Source organism: Streptomyces sp. NWU339, from assembly GCF_003143855.1.
GTDB lineage: Bacteria > Actinomycetota > Actinomycetes > Streptomycetales > Streptomycetaceae > Streptomyces.
Map to the genome: position 1 here is coordinate 97,190 of NZ_QFRK01000004.1, position 26,955 is coordinate 124,144.

General features: G+C 70.4%; 24 protein-coding genes and 1 riboswitch. Of the genes, 11 read left to right on the forward strand and 13 right to left on the reverse strand.

The window, feature by feature from the left end:
• Window position 1 precedes the first annotated feature (1 nt).
• The 6 genes from DIZ27_RS06925 to DIZ27_RS06950 are packed head-to-tail and all read right to left on the reverse strand — an operon-like array spanning window position 2 to window position 7,159.
• Entirely contained in the window at window positions 2–1,405 is a 1,404-nt protein-coding gene (locus tag DIZ27_RS06925) for an FAD-binding oxidoreductase (protein WP_109377423.1), read from the reverse strand.
• A gap of 6 nt (window positions 1,406–1,411) precedes the next feature.
• Window positions 1,412–2,221, reverse strand: coding sequence for an ABC transporter permease (locus tag DIZ27_RS06930; protein WP_109377424.1), 810 nt, complete (start codon window positions 2,219–2,221; stop codon window positions 1,412–1,414).
• Window positions 2,222–3,154 carry an ABC transporter permease gene (locus DIZ27_RS06935; protein WP_109377425.1) on the reverse strand — a complete coding sequence of 311 codons (933 nt, stop codon included), beginning with the start codon at window positions 3,152–3,154 and terminating at the stop codon, window positions 2,222–2,224.
• Window positions 3,154–4,320, reverse strand: a complete 1,167-nt coding sequence (locus tag DIZ27_RS06940; RefSeq protein WP_181383411.1) for an ABC transporter ATP-binding protein — start codon at window positions 4,318–4,320, stop codon at window positions 3,154–3,156. Before DIZ27_RS06940 ends, DIZ27_RS06935 begins: the two co-directional genes overlap by 1 nt.
• 5 nt (window positions 4,321–4,325) lie before the next feature.
• Window positions 4,326–5,573 carry a spermidine/putrescine ABC transporter substrate-binding protein gene (locus DIZ27_RS06945; RefSeq protein WP_109377427.1) on the reverse strand — a complete coding sequence of 416 codons (1,248 nt, stop codon included), beginning with the start codon at window positions 5,571–5,573 and terminating at the stop codon, window positions 4,326–4,328.
• Window positions 5,574–5,593: 20 nt separating this feature from the next.
• On the reverse strand, window positions 5,594–7,159 hold the full coding sequence (locus DIZ27_RS06950) for a gamma-aminobutyraldehyde dehydrogenase (RefSeq protein ID WP_109377428.1): 1,566 nt from the start codon (window positions 7,157–7,159) through the stop codon (window positions 5,594–5,596).
• Window positions 7,160–7,382: 223 nt separating this feature from the next.
• On the opposite strand from DIZ27_RS06950, the gene DIZ27_RS06955 reads away from it, so the two are divergent.
• Window positions 7,383–7,970 (forward strand): NADAR family protein, encoded by a 588-nt coding sequence (locus tag DIZ27_RS06955; protein WP_109377625.1) that lies wholly within the window; start codon window positions 7,383–7,385, stop codon window positions 7,968–7,970.
• A gap of 14 nt (window positions 7,971–7,984) precedes the next feature.
• Here DIZ27_RS06955 and DIZ27_RS46885 read toward each other — a convergent pair whose 3' ends face one another.
• Window positions 7,985–8,890: a DUF4190 domain-containing protein gene (locus tag DIZ27_RS46885; protein WP_258308300.1), complete on the reverse strand. Its 906-nt coding sequence runs from the start codon at window positions 8,888–8,890 to the stop codon at window positions 7,985–7,987.
• A 152-nt stretch (window positions 8,891–9,042) separates the two neighbouring features.
• Here DIZ27_RS46885 and DIZ27_RS06965 point away from each other — a divergent pair, with 152 nt between their 5' ends.
• Together DIZ27_RS06965 and DIZ27_RS06970 are read left to right on the forward strand one after the other, a co-directional pair.
• Window positions 9,043–10,110, forward strand: a complete 1,068-nt coding sequence (locus DIZ27_RS06965) for an adenosine deaminase (RefSeq protein WP_109377429.1) — start codon at window positions 9,043–9,045, stop codon at window positions 10,108–10,110.
• 53 nt (window positions 10,111–10,163) lie between these two features.
• Window positions 10,164–10,859, forward strand: a complete 696-nt coding sequence (locus tag DIZ27_RS06970; RefSeq protein WP_109377430.1) for a glycerophosphodiester phosphodiesterase — start codon at window positions 10,164–10,166, stop codon at window positions 10,857–10,859.
• A 152-nt stretch (window positions 10,860–11,011) separates the two neighbouring features.
• Here DIZ27_RS06970 and DIZ27_RS06975 read toward each other — a convergent pair whose 3' ends face one another.
• Window positions 11,012–12,451, reverse strand: coding sequence for a gamma-aminobutyraldehyde dehydrogenase (locus DIZ27_RS06975; RefSeq protein WP_109377431.1), 1,440 nt, complete (start codon window positions 12,449–12,451; stop codon window positions 11,012–11,014).
• A gap of 181 nt (window positions 12,452–12,632) precedes the next feature.
• Here DIZ27_RS06975 and DIZ27_RS06980 point away from each other — a divergent pair, with 181 nt between their 5' ends.
• From DIZ27_RS06980 to DIZ27_RS07005, 6 genes are all read left to right on the forward strand, one after another.
• Window positions 12,633–13,151: an Lrp/AsnC family transcriptional regulator gene (locus DIZ27_RS06980; RefSeq protein WP_181383412.1), complete on the forward strand. Its 519-nt coding sequence runs from the start codon at window positions 12,633–12,635 to the stop codon at window positions 13,149–13,151.
• Entirely contained in the window at window positions 13,148–14,536 is a 1,389-nt protein-coding gene (locus DIZ27_RS06985) for an aspartate aminotransferase family protein (protein ID WP_181383413.1), read from the forward strand. The genes DIZ27_RS06980 and DIZ27_RS06985 overlap by 4 nt, the downstream gene beginning before the upstream one ends.
• Window positions 14,537–14,788: 252 nt before the next feature.
• On the forward strand, window positions 14,789–15,538 hold the full coding sequence (locus DIZ27_RS06990; protein ID WP_109377433.1) for an ABC transporter ATP-binding protein: 750 nt from the start codon (window positions 14,789–14,791) through the stop codon (window positions 15,536–15,538).
• Window positions 15,520–17,013, forward strand: coding sequence for a hypothetical protein (locus tag DIZ27_RS06995; protein ID WP_109377434.1), 1,494 nt, complete (start codon window positions 15,520–15,522; stop codon window positions 17,011–17,013). The genes DIZ27_RS06990 and DIZ27_RS06995 overlap by 19 nt, the downstream gene beginning before the upstream one ends.
• A 110-nt stretch (window positions 17,014–17,123) precedes the next feature.
• Window positions 17,124–17,531: a VOC family protein gene (locus DIZ27_RS07000; protein ID WP_109377435.1), complete on the forward strand. Its 408-nt coding sequence runs from the start codon at window positions 17,124–17,126 to the stop codon at window positions 17,529–17,531.
• 275 nt (window positions 17,532–17,806) lie between these two features.
• The gene (locus DIZ27_RS07005; RefSeq protein WP_375231933.1) at window positions 17,807–18,565 is read left to right on the forward strand and encodes an LAETG motif-containing sortase-dependent surface protein; all 759 of its coding nucleotides are present in this window, start codon (window positions 17,807–17,809) and stop codon (window positions 18,563–18,565) included.
• Between the two features lie 46 nt (window positions 18,566–18,611).
• Here the strand turns inward: DIZ27_RS07005 and DIZ27_RS07010 are convergent, their stop codons facing one another.
• From DIZ27_RS07010 to rlmN, 4 genes are all read right to left on the reverse strand, one after another.
• Window positions 18,612–19,649 carry an ABC transporter ATP-binding protein gene (locus DIZ27_RS07010; RefSeq protein ID WP_109377436.1) on the reverse strand — a complete coding sequence of 346 codons (1,038 nt, stop codon included), beginning with the start codon at window positions 19,647–19,649 and terminating at the stop codon, window positions 18,612–18,614.
• Entirely contained in the window at window positions 19,650–21,344 is a 1,695-nt protein-coding gene (locus DIZ27_RS07015; protein ID WP_375231934.1) for an ABC transporter permease, read from the reverse strand.
• Window positions 21,320–22,408 (reverse strand): thiamine ABC transporter substrate binding subunit, encoded by a 1,089-nt coding sequence (locus tag DIZ27_RS07020; RefSeq protein WP_109377629.1) that lies wholly within the window; start codon window positions 22,406–22,408, stop codon window positions 21,320–21,322. The genes DIZ27_RS07015 and DIZ27_RS07020 overlap by 25 nt, the downstream gene beginning before the upstream one ends.
• Before the next feature lie 90 nt (window positions 22,409–22,498).
• Window positions 22,499–22,604: riboswitch (TPP riboswitch) on the reverse strand.
• A 60-nt stretch (window positions 22,605–22,664) separates the two neighbouring features.
• On the reverse strand, window positions 22,665–23,771 hold the full coding sequence (gene rlmN, locus DIZ27_RS07025; protein ID WP_109377437.1) for a 23S rRNA (adenine(2503)-C(2))-methyltransferase RlmN: 1,107 nt from the start codon (window positions 23,769–23,771) through the stop codon (window positions 22,665–22,667).
• A 315-nt stretch (window positions 23,772–24,086) separates the two neighbouring features.
• On the opposite strand from rlmN, the gene DIZ27_RS07030 reads away from it, so the two are divergent.
• Both DIZ27_RS07030 and DIZ27_RS07045 read left to right on the forward strand, forming a co-directional pair.
• Entirely contained in the window at window positions 24,087–24,521 is a 435-nt protein-coding gene (locus DIZ27_RS07030; protein ID WP_109377438.1) for a hypothetical protein, read from the forward strand.
• 1,005 nt (window positions 24,522–25,526) lie between these two features.
• Window positions 25,527–26,330 (forward strand): IS5 family transposase, encoded by an 804-nt coding sequence (locus DIZ27_RS07045; RefSeq protein ID WP_109377441.1) that lies wholly within the window; start codon window positions 25,527–25,529, stop codon window positions 26,328–26,330.
• Here the strand turns inward: DIZ27_RS07045 and DIZ27_RS07050 are convergent.
• Complete coding sequence (locus tag DIZ27_RS07050; protein ID WP_109377442.1) at window positions 26,275–26,778, reverse strand: hypothetical protein; 504 nt, start codon at window positions 26,776–26,778, stop codon at window positions 26,275–26,277. The two genes, DIZ27_RS07045 and DIZ27_RS07050, sit on opposite strands and share 56 nt — an antisense overlap.
• Between the last annotated feature and the right edge of the window lie 177 nt (window positions 26,779–26,955).

Here is a 26,955-nt window from a genome sequence, read left to right on the forward strand (position 1 = left end):
CTCAGCTGTCGAAGCCCAGCCCCAGCCGGTCCAGTGTGCGCAGCCACAGGTTCCGGCGCCCGCCGTGCGTGTCGGCCCGCGCCAGGGACCACTGGGTGAGGGCGATGCCGGTCCAGGCGAACGGCTCGGGCGGGAAGGGCAGGGGCTTCTTGCGGACCATCTCCAGTTCGGTCCGTTCCGTGCGCTCCCCCGCCAGCAGGTCCAGCATCACCTCGGCGCCGAAGCGGGTGGCACCGACGCCCAGGCCCGTGTAGCCGGCCGCGTAGGCGACCTTGCCCCGGTGGGCGGTGCCGAAGAAGGCCGAGAAGCGGGTGCAGGTGTCGATGGCGCCGCCCCAGGCGTGGGTGAAGCGGACGCCCTCCAGTTGCGGGAAGCAGGTGAAGAAGTGGTCCGCGAGCTTCGCATGGGTCCGAGGTCGGTCGTCGTACTCGGCACGCACCCGGCCGCCGTACGGGTAGACCGTGTCGTAGCCGCCCCACAGGATGCGGTTGTCGGCGGTCAGCCGGAAGTAGTGGAACTGGTTGGCGGTGTCCGCGAGCCCCTGCCGGTTCCGCCAGCCGACGGACGCCAGTCGGTCGGCGGTGAGCGGCTCGGTCATCAGGGCGTAGTCGTAGACCGGGACGGTGTAGGCGCGGGCCCGTCGGACCAGGCTGGGGAAGACGTTGGTGCCGAGCGCCGCGGTCCGGGCGCGGATCTGCCCGTGGGGGGTGCGTACGGCCAGTCCGGCGCCGTCCGTGCGCAGGCCGAGGGCGGGGGTGTGCTCGTACACGCGGACGCCGAGGCCGAGGCAGGCCCGTTTCAGCCCCCAGGCGAGTTTCGCCGGATGGAGCATGGCCACGCCCCGGCGGTCCCACAGGCCGGCCCGGAAGGTGGGCGAGTCGACCTGGGCGCGGACCGCGTCGGCGTCCAGGAAATCCACCCCCTCACAGAGCCCCCGGCGCTCCATCTCCTGGTACCAGTCCCGCAGTTCCCGTTCCTGGTGGGGCTCGGTGGCGACGTCGATCTCACCGGTGCGTTCGAAGTCGCAGTCGATGGCGTGGCGGGCGACCGTCTCCTCGATGGCGTCGAGGTTGCGGGCGCCCAGCCGCTCCAGCCGGTGGATCTCGTCGGGCCAGCGGGCCAGGCCGTTGGCCCGGCCGTGGGTGAGCGAGGCGTCGCAGAATCCGCCGTTGCGGCCCGAGGCGGCCCAGCCCACCTCCCGCCCCTCGACCAGGACGACGTCCCGGCCGGGATCCCGCTCCTTGGCGATCAGTGCCGTCCACAGTCCGCTGTAGCCGCCGCCCACGACCAGCAGGTCGCAGGTCTCTGCGCCGGTGAGGGCGGGCTCGGGCCGCGGCCTGCCGGGGTCGTCCAGCCAGTACGCGAGGGGCCGGGCCTCGGCGAGGGATGCCGTCCAACGACTCATGGTGACCTACGCCTTCTGCCGGTCGCGGCGCTTGCTGTGCTGGGTGAAGGCCATGGAGACCAGTACCAGCAGCACGGCGACGACGAACATGGCCGTACCGATGACATTGATCTGCACGGGGGTTCCGCGCTGGGCGGAGCCCCAGACGAACATCGGGAAGGTGACGGTGGAGCCTGCGTTGAAGTTGGTGATGATGAAGTCGTCGAAGGAGAGCGCGAAGGCTAGCAGCGCGCCCGCCGCGATGCCGGGTGCGGCGATCGGCAGGGTGACCCGCCAGAACGTCTGGAGCGGGCCGGCGTACAGGTCCTGGGCGGCCTGCTCGAGGCGCGGGTCCATGGACATCACCCGGGCCTTGACGGCGACCACGACGAAGCTGAGGCAGAACATGACGTGGGCGATCAGGATCGTCCAGAAGCCCAGCTGGGCACCCATGTTGAGGAACAGGGTCAGCAGGGACGCCGCCATCACCACCTCGGGCATCGCCATCGGCAGGAAGATCAGCGAGTTCACGGCGCCGCGGGCACGGAACCGGTAGCGGACCAGCGCGAACGCGATCAGCGTGCCGAGCAGGGTGGCGCCGAGGGTCGCCCACAGGGCGATCTGGAGGCTGAGCGCCAGGGACCCGCACAGGCCGGAGACCCCGCACGGGTCCCGCCAGGCGTCCGTGGAGAACTCCTGCCACTGGTAGTTGAAGCGGCCCTTCGGGTTGTTGAAGGAGAACACGGTGACGACGACGTTCGGCAGCAGGAGGTACGCGAGCGTCAGCAGTCCCGCGATGACGACGAGACGGCTCTTGAGCCAGTTGACGAAGGTCATTTACACCAGATCCTCCGTGCCGGACCTACGGATGTAGAGCGTGACCATGATGAGGATCGCGGCCATCAGGATGAACGAGAGCGCGGCGGCCGTCGGGTAGTCGAGGACGCGCAGGAACTGCATCTGGATCACGTTGCCGACCATGCGGGTGTCGGTGGAGCCGAGCAGGTCCGCGTTGATGTAGTCGCCGGTGGCCGGGATGAAGGTCAGCAGCGTGCCGGAGACGACGCCCGGCATCGACAGCGGGAAGGTGACCCTGCGGAAGGTGGTCGAGGGCCTGGCGTACAGGTCGTTCGCCGCCTCGTGCAGCCGCGGGTCGATGCGCTCCAGCGAGGTGTAGAGCGGCAAGATCATGAACGGCAGGAAGTTGTACGTCAGACCGCAGACGACGGCGAGCGGCGTGGCCAGCACGCGGTCGCCCGCCGTCCAGCCGAGCCAGGCGGTGACGTCCAGGACGTGCAGGGTGTTCAGGGCGTCGACCACCGGGCCGCCGTCGGCGAGGATCGTCTTCCAGGCGAGGGTGCGGATCAGGAAGCTGGTGAAGAACGGCGCGATCACCAGGATCATGATCAGGTTCCGCCAGCGTCCCGCGCGGAAGGCGATCAGATACGCCAGCGGATAGCCGAGCAGCAGGCACAGCACGGTCGCGGAGGCCGCGTAGAGCACCGAGCGGACGAACTGCGGCCAGTACGTGGACAGTGCGTCCCAGTAGACGGCGAAGTTCCAGGTGACCCGGTAGCCCTCCTCCAAGGACCCCGTCTGGACGGAGGTGGAGGCCTGGTAGATCACCGGCAGCGCGAAGAAGACGACCAGCCACAGCAGGCCGGGCAGCAGGAGCAGGTACGGCGTCCAGCGGCCCCGCCTGCGCGGCGGTCTCTTCTCCTTCGTCTCCGGGGCGGGCGCCAGGGGCGGCGCCTCGGTGGCCGTGGCCATCAGGCGACCTCACCCTCGACGGGCTCGACGGTCTCGACGCCCGCGTCCGCATCCTGCGCGGCGTCCAGGCCAAAGGTGTGCGCCGGGTTCCAGTGCAGGACGACCTCCGCGCCGGGCACCAGGCGGTCGTCGCGGTCGATGTTCTGGACGTAGACCTCGAACGCGGTGCAGACCGGGCTGTCGACGACGAACTGCGTGGAGACGCCGATGAAGCTGGAGTCGGCGATCCGGCCGGTGATTTGGTTGCGGCCCTCGGGTATCTGCCCGGCGTCGTCCGCGTGGGCGAGGGAGATCTTCTCTGGGCGCACCCCCAGCAGCACCTTGCCGCCGGTCGTGGCGGGGCCGCTGTTGCGCGCCGAGGGCAGGACGAGTTTGCCGCCGCCCGCTTTCAGCACGAGGTCGTCGCCGGACCTGGAGTCGACGTCGGCCTCGATGAAGTTGGACGTGCCCAGGAAGTTGGCGACGAAGGTGGTGCGTGGGTTCTCGTACAAGTCGGTGGGCGGGCCGAGTTGCTCGACCCGGCCGGCGTTCATCACGGCGACCGTGTCGGCCATGGTCATGGCCTCCTCCTGGTCGTGCGTGACGTGCACGAAGGTGATGCCGACCTCGGTCTGGATGCGCTTGAGCTCCAGCTGCATCTGGCGGCGCAGTTTGAGGTCGAGGGCGCCGAGCGGCTCGTCGAGCAGCAGCACCCTGGGGTGGTTGATCAGGGCGCGGGCCACCGCGACGCGCTGCTGCTGACCACCGGAGAGCTGGTGCGGCTTCTTGCGCGCCTGCTCGCCGAGCTGCACCAGCTCCAGCATCTCCTCGACCTGCTTCTTCACGCTCTTGATGCCGCGCCGGCGCAGACCGAAGGCGACGTTCTCGAAGATGTCGAGGTGCGGGAAGAGGGCATAGGACTGGAAGACGGTGTTCACCGGCCGCTTGTACGGCGGGAGCGCGGTGACGTCCTGGTCGCCGAGGTGGACGGTGCCTGCGGTGGGTTCCTCCAGGCCGGCGATCATCCGCAGGGTGGTGGTCTTACCGCAGCCGGACGCGCCGAGCAGGGCGAAGAAGGAGCCCTGGGGCACGGTCAGGTCCAGCGGGTGTACGGCGGTGAAGTTCCCGTAGGTTTTGCCGATCTGCGTCAGGCGGACGTCGCCGTTGGTCTGTGTCGTCGTCTTCATCGTCGTCACGCCCCTGTGAGCTTCGCGAACTTCGCTTCGTAGACCGCCTCTTCCTTGTCGCTCAGGGCGCGGAAGGAGTGGGTTCGGGCCGCTACGTCCTTGGTCGGGATGATCAGCGGGTTCTCCGCCGCCGACTTGTCGATCTTGGCGAGTTCCTCCTGCGCACCGTCGACGGGACTCACGAAGGCGACGTAGGCGGAGAGCCGGGCCGCCTGCGGCGGCTGGTAGTAGAAGTCGATCAGCCGCTCGGCGTTGGCCTTGTGGCGGGCCTTGTTGGGGATGAGCAGGTTGTCGGTGGCCGTCACGAAACCGGCGTCCGGGATGACGTACCCGACGTCGTCGCTGTCCGCCTGGAGCTGGACGATGTCACCGCCCCAGGCGACACAGGCGGCGATGTCCCCCTTGGTCAGGTCGGACGTGTAGTCGTTGCCGGTGAAGCGGCGGATCTGCCCCTTCTCGACGGCCTTCTGCAGGCGGTCGATCGCCGCGTCGTAGTCGTCGTCGGTGACCTTGGCCGGGTCCTTGCCCATGTCGAGCAGGGTCATGCCGATGCTGTCGCGCATCTCGGACAGGAAGGAGACCCGGCCCTTGAGCTTGGGGTTGTCCAGCAGGTCGGAGACCGACTTCACCTCGATGCCGTCGAGCGCCTTCTTGTTGTAGGCGACGACGGCCGAGACACCCTGCCAGGGGTAGGAGTAGGCGCGCCCCGGGTCCCAGTCCGGGCTGCGGAACTGCCCGGAGAGGTTGGCGAAGGCGTGCGGCAGGTTCGCCGGGTCCAGTTTCTGGACCCAGCCCAGGCGGATCATCCGCGCGGCCAGCCAGTCGGTGAGGACGATCAGGTCTCGGCCGGTGTCCTGCCCGGCGGCGAGCTGCGGTTTGATCTTGCCGAAGAACTCGGTGTTGTCGTTGACGTCCTCGGTGTACTTGACCTTGACGCCGGTCTGCCGGGTAAACGTGTCGAGCGTGGGACGTTGCTTGCCGCTCTCGTCGACATCGATGTAGACGGGCCAGTTGGAGAAGTTGACGGTCTTCTCCTCGGCCGAATGGTCCTCGGCGGAGGTGCCGCCCTGGGTCCGGCCGGCCGGGGGGATGCCGCACCCGCTCAGCGCTCCGAGACCGCCGACCGCGAGCGCGCCTCCGGTGGAGGCGCGCAGCAGGGAACGGCGGGTCAGGGCTGCCCTGCCGTTGCGGAAGCTGCGCCGCACGGCGGCCGTCTGGGCCGGGGAGAGGCGGTCGGGCTCGTACTGCTCCATGCGCGTGGTGCCCTTTCGGGTCAGTGGCCGTGGGTCGGGCGGCCCGGCTGCTGTCGGTCCCCGAAGATCGTGCGGTGCCAGTCCTTGCGGACCACCGCCGTGTTGTCGAACATGACGTGCTTGATCTGGGTGTACTCCTCGAACGAGTACGCGGACATGTCCTTGCCGAAGCCGGACGCCTTGGAGCCGCCGTGCGGCATCTCGCTGATGATCGGGATGTGGTCGTTGATCCACACACAGCCCGCCTTGATCTCGCGGGTGGCACGACCCGTCCGGTACACGTCGCGGCTCCACGCGGAGGCGGCGAGTCCGTACGGCGTGTCGTTGGCCAGGGCGATGCCCTCGTCGTCGGTGTCGAAGGGCAGGACGACGAGCACCGGTCCGAAGATCTCGGACTGCACGACCTCGCTGTCCTGCGGCGCGTCGGCGATCAGGGTGGGGCGGTAGTACGCGCCGTGCTTCAGGTCCCCCTCCGGAGCCTCACCGCCGGTCACCACCCGCGCACAGGCACGTGCCCGGTCGACGAATCCGGCCACGCGGTCGCGCTGGGCGTGCGAGATCAGCGGGCCGAGGTCGGTGCCGGGAGCGAAGGGGTCGCCGAGCCGCACGGTCTCCATCAGGGCGGCCGTGCGCTCGACGAACGCCTCGTAGAGGGGCCGTTGCACGTACGCGCGGGTGGCGGCCGTGCAGTCCTGGCCGGTGTTGATGAGCGCGCCCGCGACCGCTCCGTTGACGGCGGCGTCGAGGTCGGCGTCGTCGAAGACGACGAAGGGGGCCTTGCCGCCGAGTTCGAGGTGGATGCGCTTGACGGTGGCGGTGGCGATCTCGGCGACCCGCTTGCCCACGGCGGTGGAGCCGGTGAAGGAGGTCATGGCGACGTCGGGATGGCCGACGAGGTGTTCGCCCGCCTCCTTGCCGGTGCCGGTGACGATGTTGATCACGCCGTCCGGGATGCCCGCGTCGGTGGCGGCCCGCGCGAACAGGAGGGAGGTCAGCGGGGTGAGTTCGGCGGGCTTGAGAACGACGGTGTTGCCCGCGGCGATCGCCGGGAGGATCTTCCACGCGGCCATCTGGAGGGGGTAGTTCCAGGGCGCGATCGAGCCGACGACGCCGATGGGCTCGCGGCGGACGTAGGAGGTGTGGTCGCCGGAGTACTCGCCGGCGGACTGGCCCTGGAGATGGCGGGCGGCGCCGGCGAAGAAGGCGATGTTGTCGATCGTCCCCGGGACGTCGAACTCACGGCTCAGCTTGAGCGGCTTGCCGCACTGCAGGGACTCGGCACGGGCGAAGTCCTCGGCGCGCTCGGCGACGACGGCCGCGAACCGGTGCAGGACGTCGGAGCGCTCACCGGGAGTGGCGCCGGCCCACGCCGGGAACGCCTCGCGCGCCGCGGCGACGGCCGCGTCCACGTCGTCGGTGCCGGCGAGTGCGTAGGTGTGGACCTCCTGCCCGGTGGCGGGGTCGACGACCGTGTGTGTACGGCCCGAGGTGCCCTTCGTCGAACGTCCCGCGATGAACTGCGCCCCCTCCGCGAACCGGTCCTGGGCCGGGAATCGTTCCGGGGTGGCGTTGCCCGGGTTGTGCATGTCGCTCTCCTCCGTCTCCCCGAGGGGGCGGCGTGGCTCCAGCTCGATTTGAGTGCCGATCCTGACAGAGCAACGGGACTCCAACAAGTGATTCCGTTGTTGCCTTTTGGTTACGCAACGGAATCTGTCGACCGGGTGTCGAGGAGCGGCGGAAAAGGCGGGACAGGGTGTCGGTGGCGCGTGCCAGACTCGCGCGGGCAGGGAAGGGTGCACGGGGGTGGCGATGAGCGAAACGGTGGGGACCATCGGTTCCAGGGAGACTCTGGTCGAGGCGCTGCGGGCTGGCCGGCGGGTCAAGTACCTGTACTTCTGGGGGCACCGGCCGCTGCCCGACGGCCGGATCGGGGCGAGCTGTCTGAGCCAGTGGTGGCCGTCGCCGTTCACGGTGGACGGCGTGACCTACGCGACCGCCGAGCACTGGATGATGGCGGCCAAGGCCCGGCTGTTCGCGGACCCGGAGGGGGAGCGGCGGGTGCTGGCCGCGGGCCATCCCTCTCAGGCGAAGGAGGCGGGGCGGCTGGTGCGGGGCTTCGACGAGGAGATGTGGCGGCGGGAGCGGTTCCGCGTCGTCGTCGAGGGCAGCGTGCACAAGTTCGCGGCCCACCCCGACCTGCGCGCCTTCCTGCTGGGCACGGGCGACCGGATTCTGGTCGAGGCGAGCCCGGTGGACCGGGTGTGGGGCATCGGACTCGCGGCCACCGACGAAAGGGCGGCGGACCCCGAGCAGTGGTGCGGCCCGAACCTCCTGGGCTTCGCCCTGGTGCGGGCCCGTGCCCGCCTCCGGAAGAACCGGGGCGGGCCGGGGCTCTGAGGTGGTGTCCGGGGTCAGTAGGTGGACGTGAGCAGGACGAGCGCGCCGAAGCCGACGCTGAGGACGATGCCGACCGCACCGCAGATGAGGCCGGCCAGGGCGTATCCCGGGTTCGTGGCCTCGCCGCGGGCCGCCTTGCCCCGGCCCAGCGCGCTGAAGATCACGGCCATGACGCCGAGCACGATGGCCAGCGGCCAGAGGCAGAAGAGCACGGCCGAGATGATGCCGAGCACGAGTCCGGTGACGCCCATGCCGTTGCTCGGCATGGGCGCCATGCCGGTCCAGCCGTGGTAGCCCGGGGCGGGCGCGCCGCCGTAACCGGGTGCGCCGCCGTAACCGGGCGGCTGCGGGGCCGGGTAGCCGTAACCGCTCTGCGGGCCGCCGGGGTAGCCGTACGGAACCCGGCCGGGGCCGCCGGGGGCGACGGGCGGTGGCGGGAGCGGGTCGGCGACCGGGGGCGCGAAGGGGTTGGGAGCCGCCGCGCCGGGGCCGGCGGGCGGTATCGGTGCCTGCGGGGTGGCGGGGCCGACCCAGGGCTGGGCGGGCGACGGGGCGGGGTCGTCCGTCGCGGGGAAGGACGTCATCGTCTGCTGATCGTGCACGGAGGGGGCGCCGGGGGCCGAGGGAACGGCCGACGCACCGGTCGTACCCGCGCCGGGGGTCGGCGGGTCGAACTCCGGGAGCGCCCAAGGGTCGACGGCTCCGGTGGAGTCCGGCGGGCCGGGTGCGACCTGCCCGCCCAGATCGATCTGCGTCACCGGGGGCGCCACGTCCCGCGGCGGGGCCTGGGGCGGCTGCGCCCGAGCGGCCCCGCTGTCGGCCGGCGCCGCCCACACATCGTCATGGTCGTGCGGGCTCCGGGGCGGTGTACCGCCCGTCGTACTCCCCCGCGCCTCCGGCACCTGCGCGTCGTCGGACATGCGCTGGACCCCCTCCGTCGAACGTCCCGCCATGTTACGGCCCCGGTGCCCCGCCGGGCGCACCCGTCCTACGATGATCCCCGATCCACCGATCAGCCGATCACCCGCGTCCCGCCGCACACCGGCCGAGGACGCCGCTTGGGGGAGGAACAATGACCGACCGCCTCGTCACGGCCGCCGGAGCACCGGGCCATGACCCGCGTGCCTTCATCGCCGGACTGCCCAAGGCCGAACTGCACGTGCACCACGTCGGCTCCGCCTCCCCCCGCATCGTCTCGGAACTGGCCGCCCGCCACCCGGACTCCAGGGTCCCCACCGACCCCGAGGCGCTCGCCGACTACTTCACCTTCACGGACTTCGCCCACTTCATCGACGTGTACCTGTCCGTCGTCGACCTGATCCGCACGCCCGAGGACGTCCGGCTGCTGACCTTCGAGGTGGGGCGTGAACTGGCCCGGCAGCAGGTGCGGTACGCCGAGCTGACCATCACCCCGTTCTCGTCGACCCGCCGCGGGATCGACGCGCGTGCCTTCATGGACGCGATCGAGGACGCCCGCAAGGCGGTCGAGGCCGAGTTCGGGACGGTACTGCGCTGGTGCTTCGACATCCCCGGCGAGGCGGGCCTGGAGTCAGCCGAGGAGACGGTGCGGCTCGCCACCGACGACCGGCTGCGCCCGGAGGGCCTGGTCTCCTTCGGCCTGGGCGGACCCGAGATCGGGGTGCCCAGGCCGAAGTTCAAGCCGTACTTCGACCGCGCCATCGCCGCGGGCCTGCACTCGGTGCCGCACGCCGGTGAGACCACCGGCCCGGAGACGGTGTGGGACGCCCTGCGCGACCTGCGCGCCGAGCGGATCGGACACGGCACCAGCGCCGCCCGGGACCCCGAACTGCTCGCGCATCTCGCCGAGCGGCGCATCGCGCTGGAGGTGTGCCCCACCTCCAACATCGCCACCCGCGCGGTCCGCACCCTCGACGAACACCCCATCAAGGAGTTCGTCCGGGCCGGTGTCCTGGTGACCGTCAGCTCCGACGACCCGCCGATGTTCGGCACCGACCTCAACCACGAGTACCTGATCGCCGCGCGGCTGCTGGACCTCGACGAACGGGGCCTGGCCGAGCTGGCGAAGAACGCGGTGGAGGCGTCCTTCCTGGACCGGCCCGTCAAGACACGGCTGGCCGCCGAGATCGACTCCTACACCACGTCCTGGCTCGCCCGCTGAGCTCCCCGGCGAACCGGCCACCCCGTGACGAACCGACCTTGCGAAGGGCTGCCATGCACGACGTGACCGCCGTGGCCCACCGCGGCGACCCCTACCGCGTCCGCGAGAACACGCTCGCCTCGCTGCGTTCCGCGCTCCACCGGGGCGCGGACGCGGTCGAGTTCGACGTACGCCTCACCCGGGACGGCGTGCCGGTCCTGCTGCACGACGAGACGCTGAAGCGGCTCTGGGCACACGACCGCCCGCTGCGGTCGCTGTCCTGGGAGGAGGTGCGCGGCCTGACCGACGGCGGTGTGCCGGCCCTGCCGGACGCGCTGTCGGCGACCGAGGGCAGCAGGGTCATGCTCGACCTGCCGGGCGCCCCGCACCCGCGGGCGGTGCGCCGGATCGTGGACGTCGTACGGGAGCACGGGGCCCAAGACCGCGTGTACTACTGCGCGGGCGCCGCCGCCATGCTCGCCGTGCGCGCGGCGGACCCGTCCGCCGAGATCGCCCTCACCCGCACGACGCTGGCCCCGCCGCGGGCCGGCTTCCTGGAGGCGATCCGCCCGCGCTGGCTGAACTACCGCTTCAGCCTGGTCGACCGGGCCCTGGCCGACCGCGTCCACCGCGACGGCTACCTGCTGTCCGTGTGGACCCCGGACACCCGCCGCTCCATGCGCCGCCTGCTGGCACTGGGCGCCGACTCGATCACGACCAACCGCATCGACATCCTGCACACCCTGCGCAACACGAACGCCCAACCATGACAGTCCCCCGCGCCCCCGAAGGGGCGCGGGGCAGTTACATGTGCGGCTACCGCCGCGTGGGCGCGACCAGCCACCTACGCCCCGCAGCCTCCGGTCAGCGGAACCCGAACGGCGCCCAAGAGGCAGCCCGTCCGGCTCCCCCCGGCGGAGCGCTACGCGTCCAGCGACGTCATCACGTGCTTGATGCGCGTGTAGTCCTCGAAGCCGTACCCCGACAGGTCCTTGCCGTAGCCCGACTTCTTGAAACCGCCGCGCGGCATCTCCGCGACCAGCGGGATGTGGGTGTTGATCCACACGCAGCCGAAGTCGAGCTTCTTGGACATCCGCATCGCGCGGGAGTGGTCCTTGGTCCACACCGAGGAGGCCAGCGCGTACTCGACGCCGTTGGCGTACTCCACGGCCTGGTCCTCGTCGGCGAAGGTCTGGACGGTGATGACCGGGCCGAAGACCTCCTTCTGGATGATCTCGTCGTCCTGCTTCAGGCCCGAGACGACGGTCGGCGCGTAGAAGAAGCCCTGTTCGCCGACGCGCTTGCCGCCGGCCTCCACGCGCGCGTGCGCGGGCAGCCGCTCGATGAAGCCCTCGACCTGCTTGAGCTGGTTGGGGTTGTTGAGCGGGCCGAACAGCACGTCCTCGTCGTCCGGCATGCCGGTCTTGGTGTCGGCCGCCGCCTTGGCGAGCGCGGAGACGAACTCGTCGTGGATCGACTCGTGGACGAGGACGCGGGTGGCGGCCGTGCAGTCCTGGCCGGCGTTGAAGAAGCCCGCGACGGAGATGTCCTCGACGGCCTTGGCGATGTCGGTGTCCTCGAAGACCACCACCGGAGCCTTGCCGCCCAGCTCCAGGTGGACGCGCTTGAGGTCCTTGGACGCGGCTTCGGCGACCTGCATGCCGGCGCGCACCGAACCGGTGATGGACGCCATCGCCGGGGTCTCGTGCTCGACCATCATGCGGCCGGTGTCGCGGTCGCCGCAGATGACGTTGAAGACGCCCTTGGGCAGGACCGAGCCGAGGATCTCGGCGAGCAGGACGGTGGAGGCCGGCGTGGTGTCGGACGGCTTCAGAACGACCGTGTTGCCCGCCGCGATCGCCGGGGCGAACTTCCACACGGCCATCATCATCGGGTAGTTCCAGGGGGCGACCTGGGCACAGACGCCGACCGGTTCACGGCGCACGATGGAGGTCAGGCCCTCCATGTACTCGCCGGCCGAGCGCCCCTCCAGCATCCGTGCCGCACCCGCGAAGAAGCGGATCTGGTCGACCATGGGCGGGATCTCCTCGGTGCGGGTCAGCCCGATGGGCTTGCCCGTGTTCTCCACCTCGGCCGCGATCAGTTCCTCGGCACGCTCCTCGAAGGCGTCCGCGACCTTCAGCAGGGCCTTCTGCCGCTCCGCCGGCGTGGTGTCGCGCCAGCCGGGAAAGGCCTCGGCGGCGGCGGCCATCGCGGCGTCCACATCCGCCTGCCCGGACAGCGGCGCGGTCGCATACGCCTCACCGGTCACGGGGTTGACCACCTCGGTGGTCCGTCCGTCGGCGGCGTCACGGAACTCACCGCCGATGTAGTTGCGCAGACGACGCAGCTCGGTACTCACTGCAGGCCCTCCTGGTGCTCCTCGTGGGTGTCCGAGGTGTCCAACCTCTGAGACACCCACCCTAGACGGACCGCTGACGTTTTCAACACCCCCACCCGCTCCGCACCTGCGAAATCCGCAAACTGAAACCCTCGGGACAACGGATTTCATCGAATGCGCCTTGCGAAACAGTCGAGACGTCGTGCACAGTGACCATGTGGCCAGTCGAAGCGCAGAACCGAGGGACTCCCGCGAGTCCAAGAACGGCGGCGGCCCCCACCTGGACGCCGTCTCCCTCGCCATCATCGAGCAGCTCCAGGAGGACGGCCGGCGGCCGTACGCCGCGATCGGCAAGGCCGTCGGTCTGTCGGAGGCGGCCGTGCGCCAGCGCGTCCAGAAACTGCTCGACCACGGCGTGATGCAGATCGTCGCCGTCACGGACCCGCTCACCGTGGGTTTCCGCCGGCAGGCGATGGTCGGTGTCAACGTCGAGGGGGACGTGGAGTCCGTCGCCGACGCGCTGAGCGCCATGGACGAGTGCGAGTACGTGGTGATGACCGCGGGCTCCTTCGACCTCATGGTCGAGATCGTCTGCGAGGACGACGACCACCTTCTGGAGGTCATCAACCGACGCATCAGGGCCGTGCCCGGTGTCCGCTCCACCGAGAGTTTCGTCTACCTCAAGCTCAAGAAGCAGACCTACATGTGGGGAACCCGATGATCGTGAGCACCGACAGCCCCAAGGATCCCAGCGACCTCAGCAGGTCCGCGTACGACCACCTGTGGATGCACTTCACCCGCATGTCCTCGTACGAGAACTCCCCCGTCCCCACCATCGTCCGCGGCGAGGGCACCTACATCTACGACGACAAGGGCAAGCGGTACCTCGACGGTCTCGCCGGCCTGTTCGTGGTCCAGGCGGGACACGGCCGCGTCGAACTCGCCGAGACCGCCTTCAAGCAGGCACAGGAACTGTCCTTCTTCCCCGTCTGGTCCTACGCCCACCCCAAGGCCGTGGAACTGGCCGAGCGGCTCGCCGACGAGGCCCCGGGCGACCTGAACAAGGTCTTCTTCACCACGGGCGGCGGTGAGGCGGTGGAGACCGCCTGGAAGCTCGCCAAGCAGTACTTCAAGCTGATCGGCAAGCCGACCAAGTACAAGGTCATCTCCCGCGCGGTGGCCTACCACGGCACCCCGCAGGGCGCCCTGTCGATCACCGGACTGCCGGGCCTCAAGGCCCCGTTCGAGCCGCTGGTACCGGGCGCGCACAAGGTGCCGAACACCAACATCTACCGGGCCCCGCTCCACGGCGACGATCCGGAGGCGTTCGGCCGCTGGGCCGCCGACCAGATCGAGCAGCAGATCCTCTTCGAGGGCCCGGACACGGTCGCCGCGGTCTTCCTGGAACCGGTGCAGAACGCGGGCGGCTGCTTCCCGCCGCCGCCCGGATACTTCCAGCGGGTCCGGGAGATCTGCGACCAGTACGACGTGCTCCTCGTCTCCGACGAGGTCATCTGCGCCTTCGGCCGCCTGGGCACGACGTTCGCCTGCGACAAGTTCGGCTACGTCCCGGACATGATCACCTGCGCCAAGGGCATGACCTCGGGCTACTCGCCCATCGGCGCGTGCATCGTCTCGGACCGCCTCGCCGAGCCGTTCTACCGGGGCGACAACGTCTTCCTGCACGGCTACACCTTCGGCGGCCACCCCGTCTCGGCCGCGGTGGCCGTGGCCAACCTCGACCTGTTCGCGCGCGAGGGCCTCAACCAGCACGTCCTGGACAACGAGGGCGCCTTCCGCTCGACGCTGGAGAAGCTGTACGACCTGCCGATCGTCGGCGACGTCCGCGGCAACGGCTTCTTCTACGGCATCGAGCTGGTCAAGGACAAGCACACCAAGGAGACCTTCGACGACGAGGAGACCGAGCGCGTCCTGTACGGCTTCCTGTCCAAGAAGCTGTACGAGAACGGCCTGTACTGCCGTGCCGACGACCGCGGCGACCCGGTCGTCCAGCTCGCCCCGCCGCTGATCTCCGACCAGGAGACCTTCGACGAGATCGAACAGATCCTGCGCGCCACGCTGTCGGAGGCATGGACGAAGCTGTGACCCACCACAGCGATCCACCCCCGTGGTCCAGCGCCGTGGTCCAGCGCTGTGATCTTCGGCTGGAATGATCAATTACGGCCCCGGTGCCGCCCGTTCGAGTGAGAAACGGCGGTCCGGGGCCGCGTGCTGTCCGGCCTCCCGCCCCGTCCTGCCTAGCGTGCCCAGTGACCGATCGGCCTTGCCTTCGTTCCCCCGCATGGGGGATTTCACAGATCTCGCACGGCATTTCTGATCCGAACCGAGGTGTACGCCATGGTGGCCCCACCGGACAACGACGTGCTCTGGACACGCTCCCTGCACTTCCGGCACAAGGACGGCTCTCCCGGGCTGAGCGGGGTCTCGCTCGGCGTCGGGGAGGGCGAGATCCTCGCCGTCGGGGGCCCGCACGGCAGCGGAAAAACGACCCTGCTGCGGTGTCTCTCCGGACTGGTGCCCGTGCGCAGCGGCGAGGTCTGGTTCAACAGCGTGCCCGTGCACACGATGACCCCCGCCGCCCGCGAGCGGCTGCGCCGGGAACGCTTCGGCTGGATCGATCCTGCACCGGTGCTCGTCCCCGAGCTGAACGTCTGGGAGAACACCGCTCTCCCCCTGATGCTGCGCGGCACCGCCCGGCGCCTGGCCAAGTCGACGGCCATGGAATGGCTGAAGCGCCTCGACATCGGCGACAAGGCCCGCAAGCGCCCCGCGGACCTGGTGCACGCGGAGCGCCAGCGGGTCTGCATCGCCCGCGCGCTCGCCCCGGCCCCCTCGGTGCTGTTCGCCGACGAGCCGACCGCGCCGCTGCACCGCACCGACCGCCGGCACGTCCTGCGCACGCTCACCACGGCGGCCCGTTCGCACGGCATCACGGTGCTCCTCGCGACCTCCGACACGGACATCGCGGCCCTCGCCGACCGCACCGTCTCGCTGCTCGACGGGCGCCAGGTGCGCACCGTACACCTGCCTCCGGTCTCCGAGACCGTCGAGACAAAGGGCCGGGCCACGTGCTCGCTCTCCGTCTGACCCAAGGCGCCCGTCCCGCCGTCCAGTTGCGCCGCCTCCTGGTCGCCGCCGCCTCCGCGGGCACGGGCTTTCTGCTCCTGTGCGCTCTCGGCCACGCGCTCGGCCACCCGGGTACGCCGTCCGCCTCACTGCTCCGGCTGGCCTGGTGCGCGGCCCCGCTGGCGGCCACGGTGTACTTCGCCGTCGCGGTGGCCCGGACCGACCCGGGGACCAGACCCCGGCCCGGGCTCTCGGCGGTCGGCCTCGGTCCCGTCCGCCTGATGGCCGTCTCCGCGACGACCACGGCCCTGGCCTGCACCCTGGGGTCGGTGGTCGCCCTCCTCGTCTTCCTCCATCTGCGCGGCGACCTCACCGGGATGCCCGTCGACGGGGCCGCCACCGAGTTCCTGGCCACGGGCAGGCCCCTGCCGCTCCCGGCGGCCCTGATGCTGCTGGCGCTGCCGCCGGTGAACGCGTCGGCGGCGGTGGCGGTGGCACTGCGTCCGCACGAGCGGGCCACGGGCGCGTCCCGTGCGGAGCAGGCCACGAGCGCGTCCCCTGCGGAGCAGGCCACGAGCGCGTCCCCTGCGGGGCGGAGGTACGGCCGCTTCGGCGCGTACCGGAGTACCGCGGAGCGGGAGACGTTCGGGGCGTACGGACGCTTCGGCAGGCATCTGGCAGCGGCGCCCCACGGCCGACGGCCGACCGCAGCCCAGCGGCAACAGGAACCGGAAGCCGTCCCGGAGGAGACGCGGGTGCGCTCGCCCGGGCCGGACGGCGCGAGCGACGGCCCCGCGCCGGCCGCCGGGGAGCCGGTCGCCGGGGAGCCGGTCGCCGGGGAGCTGCTCGCCAGGGAGCCGGCCGGCGTCCCGGCCGTCGGAAAGTCGGCTGCCGTCCCGGCCGGCGCCCGCTCGGCACCTTCCGGTCTGCCCTGGGGCATCGCCGCGCTGGCCGCGGGACTGGCCGTGGAGACCTACGCGAGCCGTGGCGGTGCCGCCGCCTCCCCCGGGGACCGGCCCGGGGCCCTGGCCGGACTGGCGCTGACCGTCGTCGGCCTCACCTTGGTCGGCCCCGGCCTCACCCATCTGTGCGGCCGTCTGCTGCAGTCGGTCCGCCCGGGGGCCCTGCGACTGCTGGCCGGTCGGCTCCTCATGACGGAGGCCACCCGGATCGGCCGTCCGCTGGGTGTGGTCTGCGCCGTGCTGTCGGCCGCGTACGCCATGAGCCGGCACTACTACGCCGACGACCTGTCGGCAGGGCCGCTCACCCTGCTCGGGGTGCTGGTGGTGACGGGGTGCACCGTGGCGACCCTGCTGACGGCCGCCGTCGAGGCCAAGCACGCGCACGCCGGCACCACGGCCGCGCTGCTGCGTCTGGGCGCTCCCGCCTCGACCCCGCGCCGGGCCGCGGCCCTCAGGGCCGGTGCGCTCCTCGCCCTGTTCGGGCCGCTGACCGTGGCCGTGGCGGGATTGTCGGCTCTCCCTCTGTCCCTCTGAAGGACAGGGGCGCGCGAAAAGGCTCTCCACCGGGCGATGAGTTCCGGGCCGGCCCCCGGTCCACCCCGTCGAACGCCACGGAACCCGGCACCCCCAGGGAGAGACCCGACATGTACCAGCAGATGATCTTCGTGAACCTGGCCGTCGACGACCTCGACGCCTCGAAGAAGTTCTTCACGGAGCTCGGCTACTCGATCAACGCGCAGTTCAGCGACGAGAACACCGCCTCCGTCGTGATCAGCGACGCCATCGTGGCGATGCTGCACACCAAGCAGCGCTACGCGGAGTTCACGAAGAAGGAGATCGCCGACTCCGCGAAGACCAGTGAGGTGCTGCTGGCCCTGAGCTCCGAGAGCCGCGAACAGGTCGACGAACTGGTCGAGAAGGCCGTCGCGGCGGGCGGCTCGGTCAGCGGCGAGACCCAGGACCAGGGCTTCATGTACGGCCGCGCCTTCGACGACCCGGACGGCCACACCTGGGAGATCGTGTGGATGGACCCGTCCGTCGTGGAGGGCTGAGGAGAGGCCCGTACGGCACGGTCCGGCATGAGCGGGTGGAGACGCTCCCCGCTCATGCCGCCCTCCTCCCGGCGCCCCCGGAGCGGATCGAGGCGGCTTCGGAGACGTTGAAACGCCCGGATGGGCAATAAGAAGGTAAAACCATGTCCTGCTATCGGCATATGCGTTGACACTACTTATGCGCCGCTTATAGACCTGGGAGCCTCACGGGAGTGCTGATGTACCGTCAACTCTCCCTCAACCCCCCGCACTTACGTATCCCGTAAAGGACAAACGTGACAGTTCTGTCCGTATCACGCCGTACGACCTCGCGTCGCACCGTCGCACGTACCGTGCGCGCCCTCGGTGTCGTCTCCGCGTCGGCCGCGCTCACCGTCGGTCTCGCAGGCAGTGCGGCCGCCTGCAACATCAACGAGTTCTCGGCCGAGGCCAAGTGCGTCGGTGACAACGGTGTCATCACCGTCACCGACGTGGACCCGGCCGGCGTTCCCGCCACCGTCACCGTGTTCCTGGAGAACAACGGCGCCGACGAGAAGAAGATCGGCGAGCAGGTGGTCAAGGGCTCCCGCGAGGGCGTCACCATCACCTTCGAGGAGGACTGGAAGCCCAACGCCGAGTACCGCATCCACGTCAAGGCCGCGCCCTACGTGGACGAGGACATCAAGCCGAACCTGACCACCCCGGCCACGGCCTGCAAGGGAGAGAAGGAGACCCCGGCTCCGGAGACCCCGGCTCCGGAGACCCCTGCTCCGGAGACCCCTGCTCCGGAGCCCTCGGCCTCCGCCTCGACCCCGGCCGAGGAGTCCGACGAGCCCGGCACGCCGACTCCGTCGGAGTCGGAGCCCGAGAGCACCGCCCCGGCGGACACCTCGGACAACGCTCCGTCGCCTGCCGTCGGTGACTCGCACCTCGCCGAGACCGGCGCGGACTCCAACACCGGTCTGATCGCCGGTATCGCGGCGGCCCTGGTCGCCGTCGGTGGCGGTGCGGTCTTCTTCGGCATGCGCCATCGCGGGACGAGCAGCGACAGCTGACGTCTCACGCACAGCGTGATGGCCCGCCCCCGCCGGGGGCGGGCCATCACGCGTCCGCCGCAGGTCGGTCCAGTACGACGACCTCGGCCGCGTCGAACTCCACCCCGACCTCGTCCCCGACCTCAGGGGCCGCTCGGAGCGCGCAGGCGGCCTCCAACCGGGGCGCCTCCTCGGGCTGGAGGCGGACCGCGACATGGGTGCCCCGGAAGGTACGCGCGGTCACCGTGCAGCGCAGCCCCGTCTCGGCCGGGACCAGCCGGACCCCGGCGGGCCGGACGAGCAGCGTCCGCGTGCCCTGCGGGGTGTCCGCCGGCACCGGGACCTTGCCCCACGGCGTCACCGCGGCGTCCGCGCCGACCGTCGCCTCGACCACGTTCTCGAAACCCAGGAAGCGGGCCACGAACGCGTCGGCCGGACGCTGCCACACCTCAAGGGGCGTACCGGACTGGGCGATTCGTCCGTCCCGCATCACCACGACCCGGTCGGCCAGCGCGAACGCCTCACCCTGGTCGTGCGTCACGGCGAGCACGGTGGTGCCCAACCGACCGAACAGCTCACGCAGTTCGACGACCAGCCGCTCCCTGAGCGTCCGGTCGAGCTGGCCGAGCGGTTCGTCGAGCATCAGCAGCCTGGGGCTGGGCGCCAGGGCGCGGGCCAGGGCGACACGTTGCTGCTCTCCACCGGAGAGCGCCGCCACCGCCCGCCCGGCCGCTCCGGGGAGTCCGACGAGGTTCAGCAACTCCTCCACACGGTCCGCCTGTTCGGTCCGTGACGTGCCGCGCATCCGCAGCCCGAAGGCCACGTTTCCGCCCACGTCCCGCTGCGGGAACAGCTGGTGGTCCTGGAACATCAGCCCGACCCCGCGCCGGTGCGCGGGCACGTCCGCCTGGTCGCGCCCGGCGAGCGAGATCCGTCCCGCGTCGAGGGGCTGCAGCCCTGCCACCGCCCGCAGCAGCGTGGACTTGCCGCTGCCGCTGGGCCCGAGCACGCACACGACCTCGTGCTCGGCGACCCCCAGGTCGACGGCGTCCAGCACCGCCCGTCCGCCGAACCGGACGGTGGCGGCCTCGAGGCTCAACAGCATCTAGAACTCCCCGGATCGATCGGTCCGCAGCCGCTCCAGCGCCAGCAGCGCCACCGCGCACACGATCATCAGAATCGTCGACAGGGCCATCGCCTGGCCGTAGTTGAGGTCCCCCGGCCGGCTGAGCAGCCGCGCCACGGCCACCGGCAGGGTCGGGTGGTCCGGCCGCGCGATGAACACCGTCGCGCCGAACTCGCCCAGCGACACCGCGAAGGCGAACCCGGCCGCGATGAGCATCGCCCGCCGCACCATCGGCAGGTCCACCTCGCGCCAGGCCCGCCAGGGTGACGCCCCGAGCACCGCCGCCGCCTCCCGCAGCCGCACGTCCACGGCCCGCAGCACGGGCAGCATGGTCCGTACGACGAACGGGACACCGACCAGTGCCTGTGCGAGCGGCACCAGGATCCAGGAGGACCTCAGGTCCAGTGGCGGCTCGTCGAGAGCGATCAGGAACCCGAAGCCGACGGTCACGGCGGACACCCCGAGCGGCAGCATCAGCAGGGCGTCGAAGCCGCGCACCAGCCGTCCCGCGTCCCGCCGGGTGAGCGCGACGGACGCCAGGGAGCCGATCACCACGGCGATGACGGTGGCCAGGGCCGCGTACTGCAGGGAGTTGCCGACCGCCTCGATCGGCGCGACCAGGAACACTCCCCCGTCGTCACGGGTCAGCGCCCGGTAGTAGCCGGACCCGGCGTCGCCGAAGGACCGTTCCACCAGCACCGCGAGGGGCAGGAGCAGCAGGACGGCGACGGTGGCGACGACCCCGGCGAGCAGCGCCCACTGCCCGGCACCGCGCGGCCGGCGCGCGGTCACGGAGGCGTCCACCAGTCGCAGCGCGGTCTCCCGCCGCCGTACGGTCCAGGCGTGCAGGGCGAGGATCGCGCCCACCGCGACGAACTGGATCATCGTCAGGACGGCGGCGGTGGACAGGTCGAAGATCTCCGAGGTCTGCCGGTAGATCTCCACTTCGAGGGTGGCGAAGGTGGGCCCGCCGAGGATCTGCACCACGCCGAAGGAGGTGAAGGTGAACAGGAAGACCATCAGCGCCGCGGCGGCCACGGCGGGCGCGAGCGCGGGCAGGGTGACGGTCCGCCAGGCGGTGAACCGTGAGGCGCCGAGCATCCGCGCGGCCTCCTCCTGCCGCGGGTCGAGCTGCCCCCAGAGTCCGCCCACGGTCCGCACGACGACGGCGTAGTTGAAGAACACGTGCGCGAGCAGGATCGCCCACACGGTGGTGTCCAGCCGCAGACCCCACAACTCGTCGAGGAGGCCGCCGCGCCCGACGAGCGCCATGAACGCCGTACCGACGACGACCGTCGGCAGCACGAAGGGGACGGTGACCACCGCCCTCAGCAGTTGTCTGCCGGGGAAGTCGAAGCGGGCGAGGACATACGCGCCGGGCAGGGCGATCAGCAGGGTGAGGGCGGTGGAGACCAGCGCCTGCCAGGTGGTGAACCACAGCACCTGCCGGACGTCGGACTGCGCCAGTACGTCCCCGATCCGCCCGAGCTGCCAGACCCCGTCGGCCTTCAGACCGCGCGCGACGATCGCGGTGACGGGGTAGGCGAAGAAGACGGCGAAGAACGCGACGGGCACGGCCATCAGGCCGAGCCGCGCCGCGGTCCCGCGCCGCCGCCTTCGCCCGCGCTCTCGCACGGCGGCGGTCCGGCTCACTTCAGTACGAGCGAGGTCCACGACTTGACCCACTGGTCACGGTTGTCGGCGATCCTCGCCGGGTCCATCGTCTCCGGGTCCTTCGCCTGCGGCCCGTACTTCGTGAACTCCTCGGGCACCTGGGCTCCCTCCCGCACCGGGTAGACGAACATGTTGAGCGGCATGTCGTCCTGGAACTCCTTGGTGAGCAGGAAGTCGAGCAGCGCCTTGCCGCCCTCGGGGTTCTTCGCGTTGCCGAGCAGCCCCGCGTACTCGACCTGACGGAAGCAGGTGCCGTCGGCGACACCGGTGGGAGCGGTCGTCGGCTTCGGGTCGGCGTAGATCACCTCGGCGGGCGGGGAGGAGGCGTAGGACACCACCAGCGGCCGGTCGCCCCCCGCCTGCTTGCCGCCGGCCGAGCCGGAGAACTCCTCGTTGTAGGCCTGCTCCCAGCCGTCGACCACCTTCACGCCGTTGGCCTTGAGCTTCTTCCAGTAGTCCGTCCAGCCTTCGTCCCCGTACTTCGCGGCGGTGCCGAGGAGGAAGCCGAGGCCGGGCGAGGATGTGGAGGCGTTCTCGGCGACGAGGAGGTTCTTGTACTCGGGCTTGATCAGGTCGTCGAAGGTCTTCGGCGGGGTCAGGTCGCGCTCGCTGAACCACTCCTTGTCGTAGTTGACGCAGACGTCGCCGGTGTCGACCGGCGTGACCCGGTGCTTGTCCTCGTCGACGCGGTACTCGGGAAGGATCAGGTCGGAGCCCTCGGCCTCGTACGACTGGAACAGCCCGTTGTCGAGAGCGCGGGACAGCAGGGTGTTGTCGACGCCGAAGAAGACGTCGCCCTGGGGGTTGTCCTTGGTCAGGATCGCCTTGTTCACGGCCGATCCGGCGTCGCCGTCCTTCAGGACCTTGACCTTGTAGCCGGACTTCTTCTCGAAGGCGGCGATGACGTCCTTGGACGCGGCCCACGAGTTGTGGCTGACGAGGGTCACGGTCCCGGACCCGCCGGACCCGGACCCCTGGTCGTCGCCGCCGGACGAGCCGCAGGCGGACAGGGTGACCAGGCCCAGCCCGACGGCCAGGATCGTGACCTTCTTGGTGATGCTCACCGGATTCACCGGATTCCTCCTGGGGGTGACCAGGAAGAGACGCGGCCCTGCCCGGGACCCCTCACGGGTGCCCCGGGCAGGGCACAACAGCTCGAGTGATGACCGATCTCCCTACCCAGAATGACCTGGGCGAGGTTCGGAGGGTCTGCGGCCGATGCCGCACTCTCAGCGCTGTGGCGCTCCCCTGTCGGAATATGAACGTGTGTTTACCCGATATGAAGTTGTTGTCCTTGCAACGTCTTCTACGCCGGACAGGCTACCTCTCGCTCGCGGCGAGCTGGCCACAGGCCCCGTCGATCTCCTGTCCGCGGGTGTCCCGGATCGTCACCGGCACACCGTGCGCGGCGATCGCGTCCACGAACGCCTTCTCGTCCTCGGGCCGTGAGGCGGTCCACTGGGAGCCGGGCGTCGGGTTGAGCGGGATGAGGTTGACGTGCACGGGCCTGCCCTTCAGCAACCGCCCGAGCCGGTCACCGCGCCACGCCTGGTCGTTGATGTCCCGGATCAGCGCGTACTCGATGGACAGCCGGCGCCCCGACTTGGCCGCGTACTCGAAACCGGCGTCGAGGACCTCGCGCACCTTCCACCGCGTGTTCACGGGGACGAGGGTGTCGCGCAGTTCGTCGTCGGGTGCGTGCAGGGAGATGGCGAGGCGGCACTTGAAGCCCTCGTCGGAGAACCGGTTGATCGCCGGCACCAGACCGACGGTCGAGACGGTGATCCCGCGCTGCGACAGCCCGAGCCCGTCGGGCTCGGGGTCGGTCAGGCGGCGGATCGAACCCACCACCCGGTTGTAGTTGGCGAGCGGCTCGCCCATCCCCATGAAGACGATGTTGCTCAGCCGGGCCGGCCCTCCGGGGACCTCGCCGTCCCGCAGCGCCCGCATGCCGTCCACGATCTGGTGCACGATCTCCGCGGTGGACAGGTTCCGGTCGAGTCCGGCTTGCCCGGTCGCGCAGAAGGGGCAGTTCATGCCGCAGCCCGCCTGCGAGCTGATGCACATCGTCACCCGGTCCGGGTACCGCATGAGCACCGACTCGACGAGGGTTCCGTCGAACAGCTTCCACAGCGTCTTGCGGGTGGTGCCCTGGTCGGTCGACAGATGCCGGACGACCGTCATCAGCTCGGGGAGCAGCGCTTCCTGGAGCTTGGCGCGGGAACCGACGGGAATGTCGGTCCACTGCTCAGGGTCATGCGCGTACCGCGCGAAGTAGTGCTGCGAGAGCTGCTTGGCGCGGAACGGCTTCTCACCGGCCGCCGCGACCGCCTCCTTGCGCTCGGCGGGCGTGAGGTCGGCAAGGTGCCGCGGCGGCTTCTTGGCTCCGCGCGGCGCGACAAAAATGAGTTCTCCGGGCTTAGGCATGGCGGTACCAGTGTCGCAGATCCAAACGGGTGACCTGGGGCTGACGCTCGCTACGACTGCCGTTAGTAGTCGTCACCGGTCGCCACTGAGCGGCCTCGGACGGCCCAGGGACGGCCCAGAGCTAATCACGAGGGACCGGCCGGTTGATCGACGGCAGCCTGCATCACTCGTCTGCACTGCGGGGAGCGACAGCGAACGATTGCCCGCTGAGGCTGGGAGTCACGGGGCCGTCCCGTTGCCTGTTCAGGAGCCAGCCAGAGGTGACTGTGGCGCGACAGGTTCCCCGGCCCTGAAGGAAGGAGAAGGTGCCTTCGCATGTCACACCGCACTGCCATGGTGCCGGAAGCCACCTGGGTGGCCCGGTGGGCGGGATCTCTGCTGTGCCTTGTGGTGGCCGGTATCCACGTTGTGGACCAAGGCGGCATCACGGCAACGAGGGACCCCTCCTACATAGGCATCGCCTACCACGTCCTGGAGATCGCGGCTGTGGTCGCGGCGGTACTGCTTCTCCTCGGCCTCGTACGACTGGGATGGCTGCTGGCGGTCGGGGTCGCCCTCGGCCCCCTGGTGGGCTACATCCTCTCCAGAGGGCCAGGACTGCCCGACTACAGCGATGACATCGGCAATTGGACAGAGCCGCTTGGGCTGGTCAGCCTGGCCGTCGAAGGAGCCCTGCTCCTGTTGTCGGTGCCGCTCTTCGTGCGGAGCTTGCGCCCGGAACCAAGAGCTTCGGGAAGCATCGGAGACTAGTTTGGAAGATCGCGTACCCGGACCTGGGCTGAGCTGGCGAGACGCTGAGCTGGAGGTTCTGGTGTCGCTTGCCGTGAATCCCCGTTGTTCCCCGCTGGCTGCCGCTCGATCAGGCACGTAGGGGGCATGCGTGCCCCTCTGCGGGGCTGTCAGCCGCAGGGTGGCCTCGATCCGGCGCAGGACCCAGGAGGGCGCTCACGCGAGGAGTGCGCGCCTCGCGCCTCCCGGTCTGGAGACAGCTAGGGGCGGTAGTGGTCACGCCTGGTTGGCAGGTGGCCGTCCACTGTGCCAGCTCTCCAGGTCGCGTGATCGCTCTGTACCTGTATCCGCCGTGCTTGCTCGATGAGGATTCCGTCGACGTTCTCCGTCCTGCTGTTGTTCCGTCGCAGGAGTACAAAGAGCAAAACCAGCGCTGCCGCCACCAGCACGCCGAACAGGATGCCTAACTCGATCATGTAAGTCCCCCAATGTGTGCGCTGCCGGTACGGAACCAGTCAGGTTAGTCATCAACCCGTTGGCCGTGCAGGTGCATCCTTCCCCCTCAGGCTCGGTCATCACGCAACGTGACCTGTTAGCCAGCCACGTGATCGACGGAGCGACTTTGGCCGGGAGCTGCTTTGGGGCGAGCGATCATGGCCCCGTAAGCTTCCGGCGCGTCGGGCAGTCTGTGGACCTGCCCGTTAAGGCACGACGTTGGGGCCATGATCTTAGAGGCTCGCCCCAAAGTGGCTGGCTAACTGGCTGTTCTCTATCCGCTCGTGGAGTCGATCGGGTTCGAACAGGGGCCTGGTTCGGGTGAGTCGGCCGGTGCGGGCGCATGGAAGAAGGGCCTCTTGGTAGCTCGCGGTTGTCGAATCCAGCGAGAAGCAAGAGGCCCTGGTGTCGAAGTGTCGCGTGGTCGCAGTCGCCGAGTCCAGTCCGTCCACTCCTGGGTGTGACTGCCTCGCCCATCGGTTCGGCAACGCGGCCGACCGGCCGGGGCGCCGGCCCCGGTACGCCTCGGACATGAGCGATGCGGAGTGGACACGGGTGCGGGATCTGCTGCCGGTGCCGGGATGGCCGGCGGGCCGGGGCGGGCGGCCGGAGGGCTACTGCCACCGGCAGATGATCGATGCGGTGCGCTGCCTCGTGGACAACGGCATCAAGTGGCGGGCGATGCCGGCCGACTTCCCGCCCTGGTCGCGGGTGTATGCCTTCTTCGCCCGCTGGCGGGATGCGGGGCTGGCGGCCGAGCTGCACGACCGGCTGCGCGAGGCCATCCGCCGCTCGGAGGGCCGCAAGGAGGAGCCGAGTGCGGCGGTGGTGGACTCGCAGTCGGTGAAGGCGGACGCCACCGTCACCCTCGCCTCGCGGGGTTTCGACGCCGGGAAGAAGATCAACGGGCGCAAGCGGCACCTGCTCACCGACACCCTCGGACTCCTGCCGGCCGTGCTGGTCACCCCGGCTTCCACCACCGACCGGGACGCCGCCCGCCTGCTGCTGCCCGCGGCGAAGGGCCGCTTTCGGCAACTCTCACGGGTCTGGGCCGACGGCGGTTACCCCGGCCACCTCGCCGACTGGACCGCCCAGCATCTCGGAGTGGTCCTGGACGTCGTCCGCCGCAGCGACGACGTCCAGGGTTTTCAGGTGCTGCCCCGCCGCTGGGTCGTGGAAAGATCCTTTGCCTGGTTCCTGCGCAGCCGGCGCCTGGTCCGTGACTACGAGCGGCGCACCGACACCAGCGAGGCCGTCGTCCTGTGGTCGATGACCATGCTCATGAGCCGCCGCCCGGCCGCCCGGCACCAGCCTGTTCCGGTGCGGGCAGCGTGAACCTGCCCGGCTTGGCCTCGACCAGCCAGCCCCGCTCCACCAGCCGCTTCAGCCGGGCCCGCGCGCCCTCGACCCGGGAGGCGGACGCGCTGTCCCAGCCCAGCACCACCGCCGCCCGCCGGGCACCGAGCCCGTCGGCTCCCGCCTCCGCGGCGGCGGCCAGCACCGCCTGGTAGTCCACCGACAACACCTCGACTCCGGGAGCGTCCTGGCGGTGAGGCACCGCCCGGCGCGGCCCCACCGGCTTCCTCGGCGGCACCCCGCCGGCCACGTCGGCGGGCGCGTCCGCCTCGGCCAGCGCCTCCAGATACTGCTCCAGGCCGATCACCCGGCGCCGGAGCAGCTCTTCCGCCTCGGCCAGGGCCGCCCGCACCCGCTCCAGTTCGGCTGCGAGTTCTTCCACCTGCACCACCGCGGCCTTCTGCCGCGCTTCCAAAACCGCCCGCATCGACGGCATCCGCCACCCCCACGACATCTCGCCCGGCAACAAGCCAAGGCTCCCGCGGCAGCAGCTACTTCGTGTCTGACCAGCAAGGACGTCACACAAGGTTCGGAAAGAGAACGGCCTCTTAGCTTGGCGTTTAACGTCGCAGGTCACTCGACCTGCTGAGATCCCCGGGAACCG

Bases quoted from the DNA above. Each gene is read 5' to 3' on its own strand.
- DIZ27_RS06925 (WP_109377423.1), bottom strand. From the start codon at position 1,405: ATGAGTCGTTGGACGGCATCCCTCGCCGAGGCCCGGCCCCTCGCGTAC.
- DIZ27_RS06930 (WP_109377424.1), bottom strand. From the start codon at position 2,221: ATGACCTTCGTCAACTGGCTCAAGAGCCGTCTCGTCGTCATCGCGGGA.
- DIZ27_RS06935 (WP_109377425.1), bottom strand. From the start codon at position 3,154: ATGGCCACGGCCACCGAGGCGCCGCCCCTGGCGCCCGCCCCGGAGACG.
- DIZ27_RS06940 (WP_181383411.1), bottom strand. From the start codon at position 4,320: ATGAAGACGACGACACAGACCAACGGCGACGTCCGCCTGACGCAGATC.
- DIZ27_RS06945 (WP_109377427.1), bottom strand. From the start codon at position 5,573: ATGGAGCAGTACGAGCCCGACCGCCTCTCCCCGGCCCAGACGGCCGCC.
- DIZ27_RS06950 (WP_109377428.1), bottom strand. From the start codon at position 7,159: ATGCACAACCCGGGCAACGCCACCCCGGAACGATTCCCGGCCCAGGAC.
- DIZ27_RS06955 (WP_109377625.1), top strand. From the start codon at position 7,383: ATGAGCGAAACGGTGGGGACCATCGGTTCCAGGGAGACTCTGGTCGAG.
- DIZ27_RS46885 (WP_258308300.1), bottom strand. From the start codon at position 8,890: ATGTCCGACGACGCGCAGGTGCCGGAGGCGCGGGGGAGTACGACGGGC.
- DIZ27_RS06965 (WP_109377429.1), top strand. From the start codon at position 9,043: ATGACCGACCGCCTCGTCACGGCCGCCGGAGCACCGGGCCATGACCCG.
- DIZ27_RS06970 (WP_109377430.1), top strand. From the start codon at position 10,164: ATGCACGACGTGACCGCCGTGGCCCACCGCGGCGACCCCTACCGCGTC.
- DIZ27_RS06985 (WP_181383413.1), top strand. From the start codon at position 13,148: ATGATCGTGAGCACCGACAGCCCCAAGGATCCCAGCGACCTCAGCAGG.
- DIZ27_RS06990 (WP_109377433.1), top strand. From the start codon at position 14,789: ATGGTGGCCCCACCGGACAACGACGTGCTCTGGACACGCTCCCTGCAC.
- DIZ27_RS07000 (WP_109377435.1), top strand. From the start codon at position 17,124: ATGTACCAGCAGATGATCTTCGTGAACCTGGCCGTCGACGACCTCGAC.
- DIZ27_RS07010 (WP_109377436.1), bottom strand. From the start codon at position 19,649: ATGCTGTTGAGCCTCGAGGCCGCCACCGTCCGGTTCGGCGGACGGGCG.
- rlmN (WP_109377437.1), bottom strand. From the start codon at position 23,771: ATGCCTAAGCCCGGAGAACTCATTTTTGTCGCGCCGCGCGGAGCCAAG.
- DIZ27_RS07030 (WP_109377438.1), top strand. From the start codon at position 24,087: ATGTCACACCGCACTGCCATGGTGCCGGAAGCCACCTGGGTGGCCCGG.
- DIZ27_RS07045 (WP_109377441.1), top strand. From the start codon at position 25,527: ATGAGCGATGCGGAGTGGACACGGGTGCGGGATCTGCTGCCGGTGCCG.
- DIZ27_RS07050 (WP_109377442.1), bottom strand. From the start codon at position 26,778: ATGCGGGCGGTTTTGGAAGCGCGGCAGAAGGCCGCGGTGGTGCAGGTG.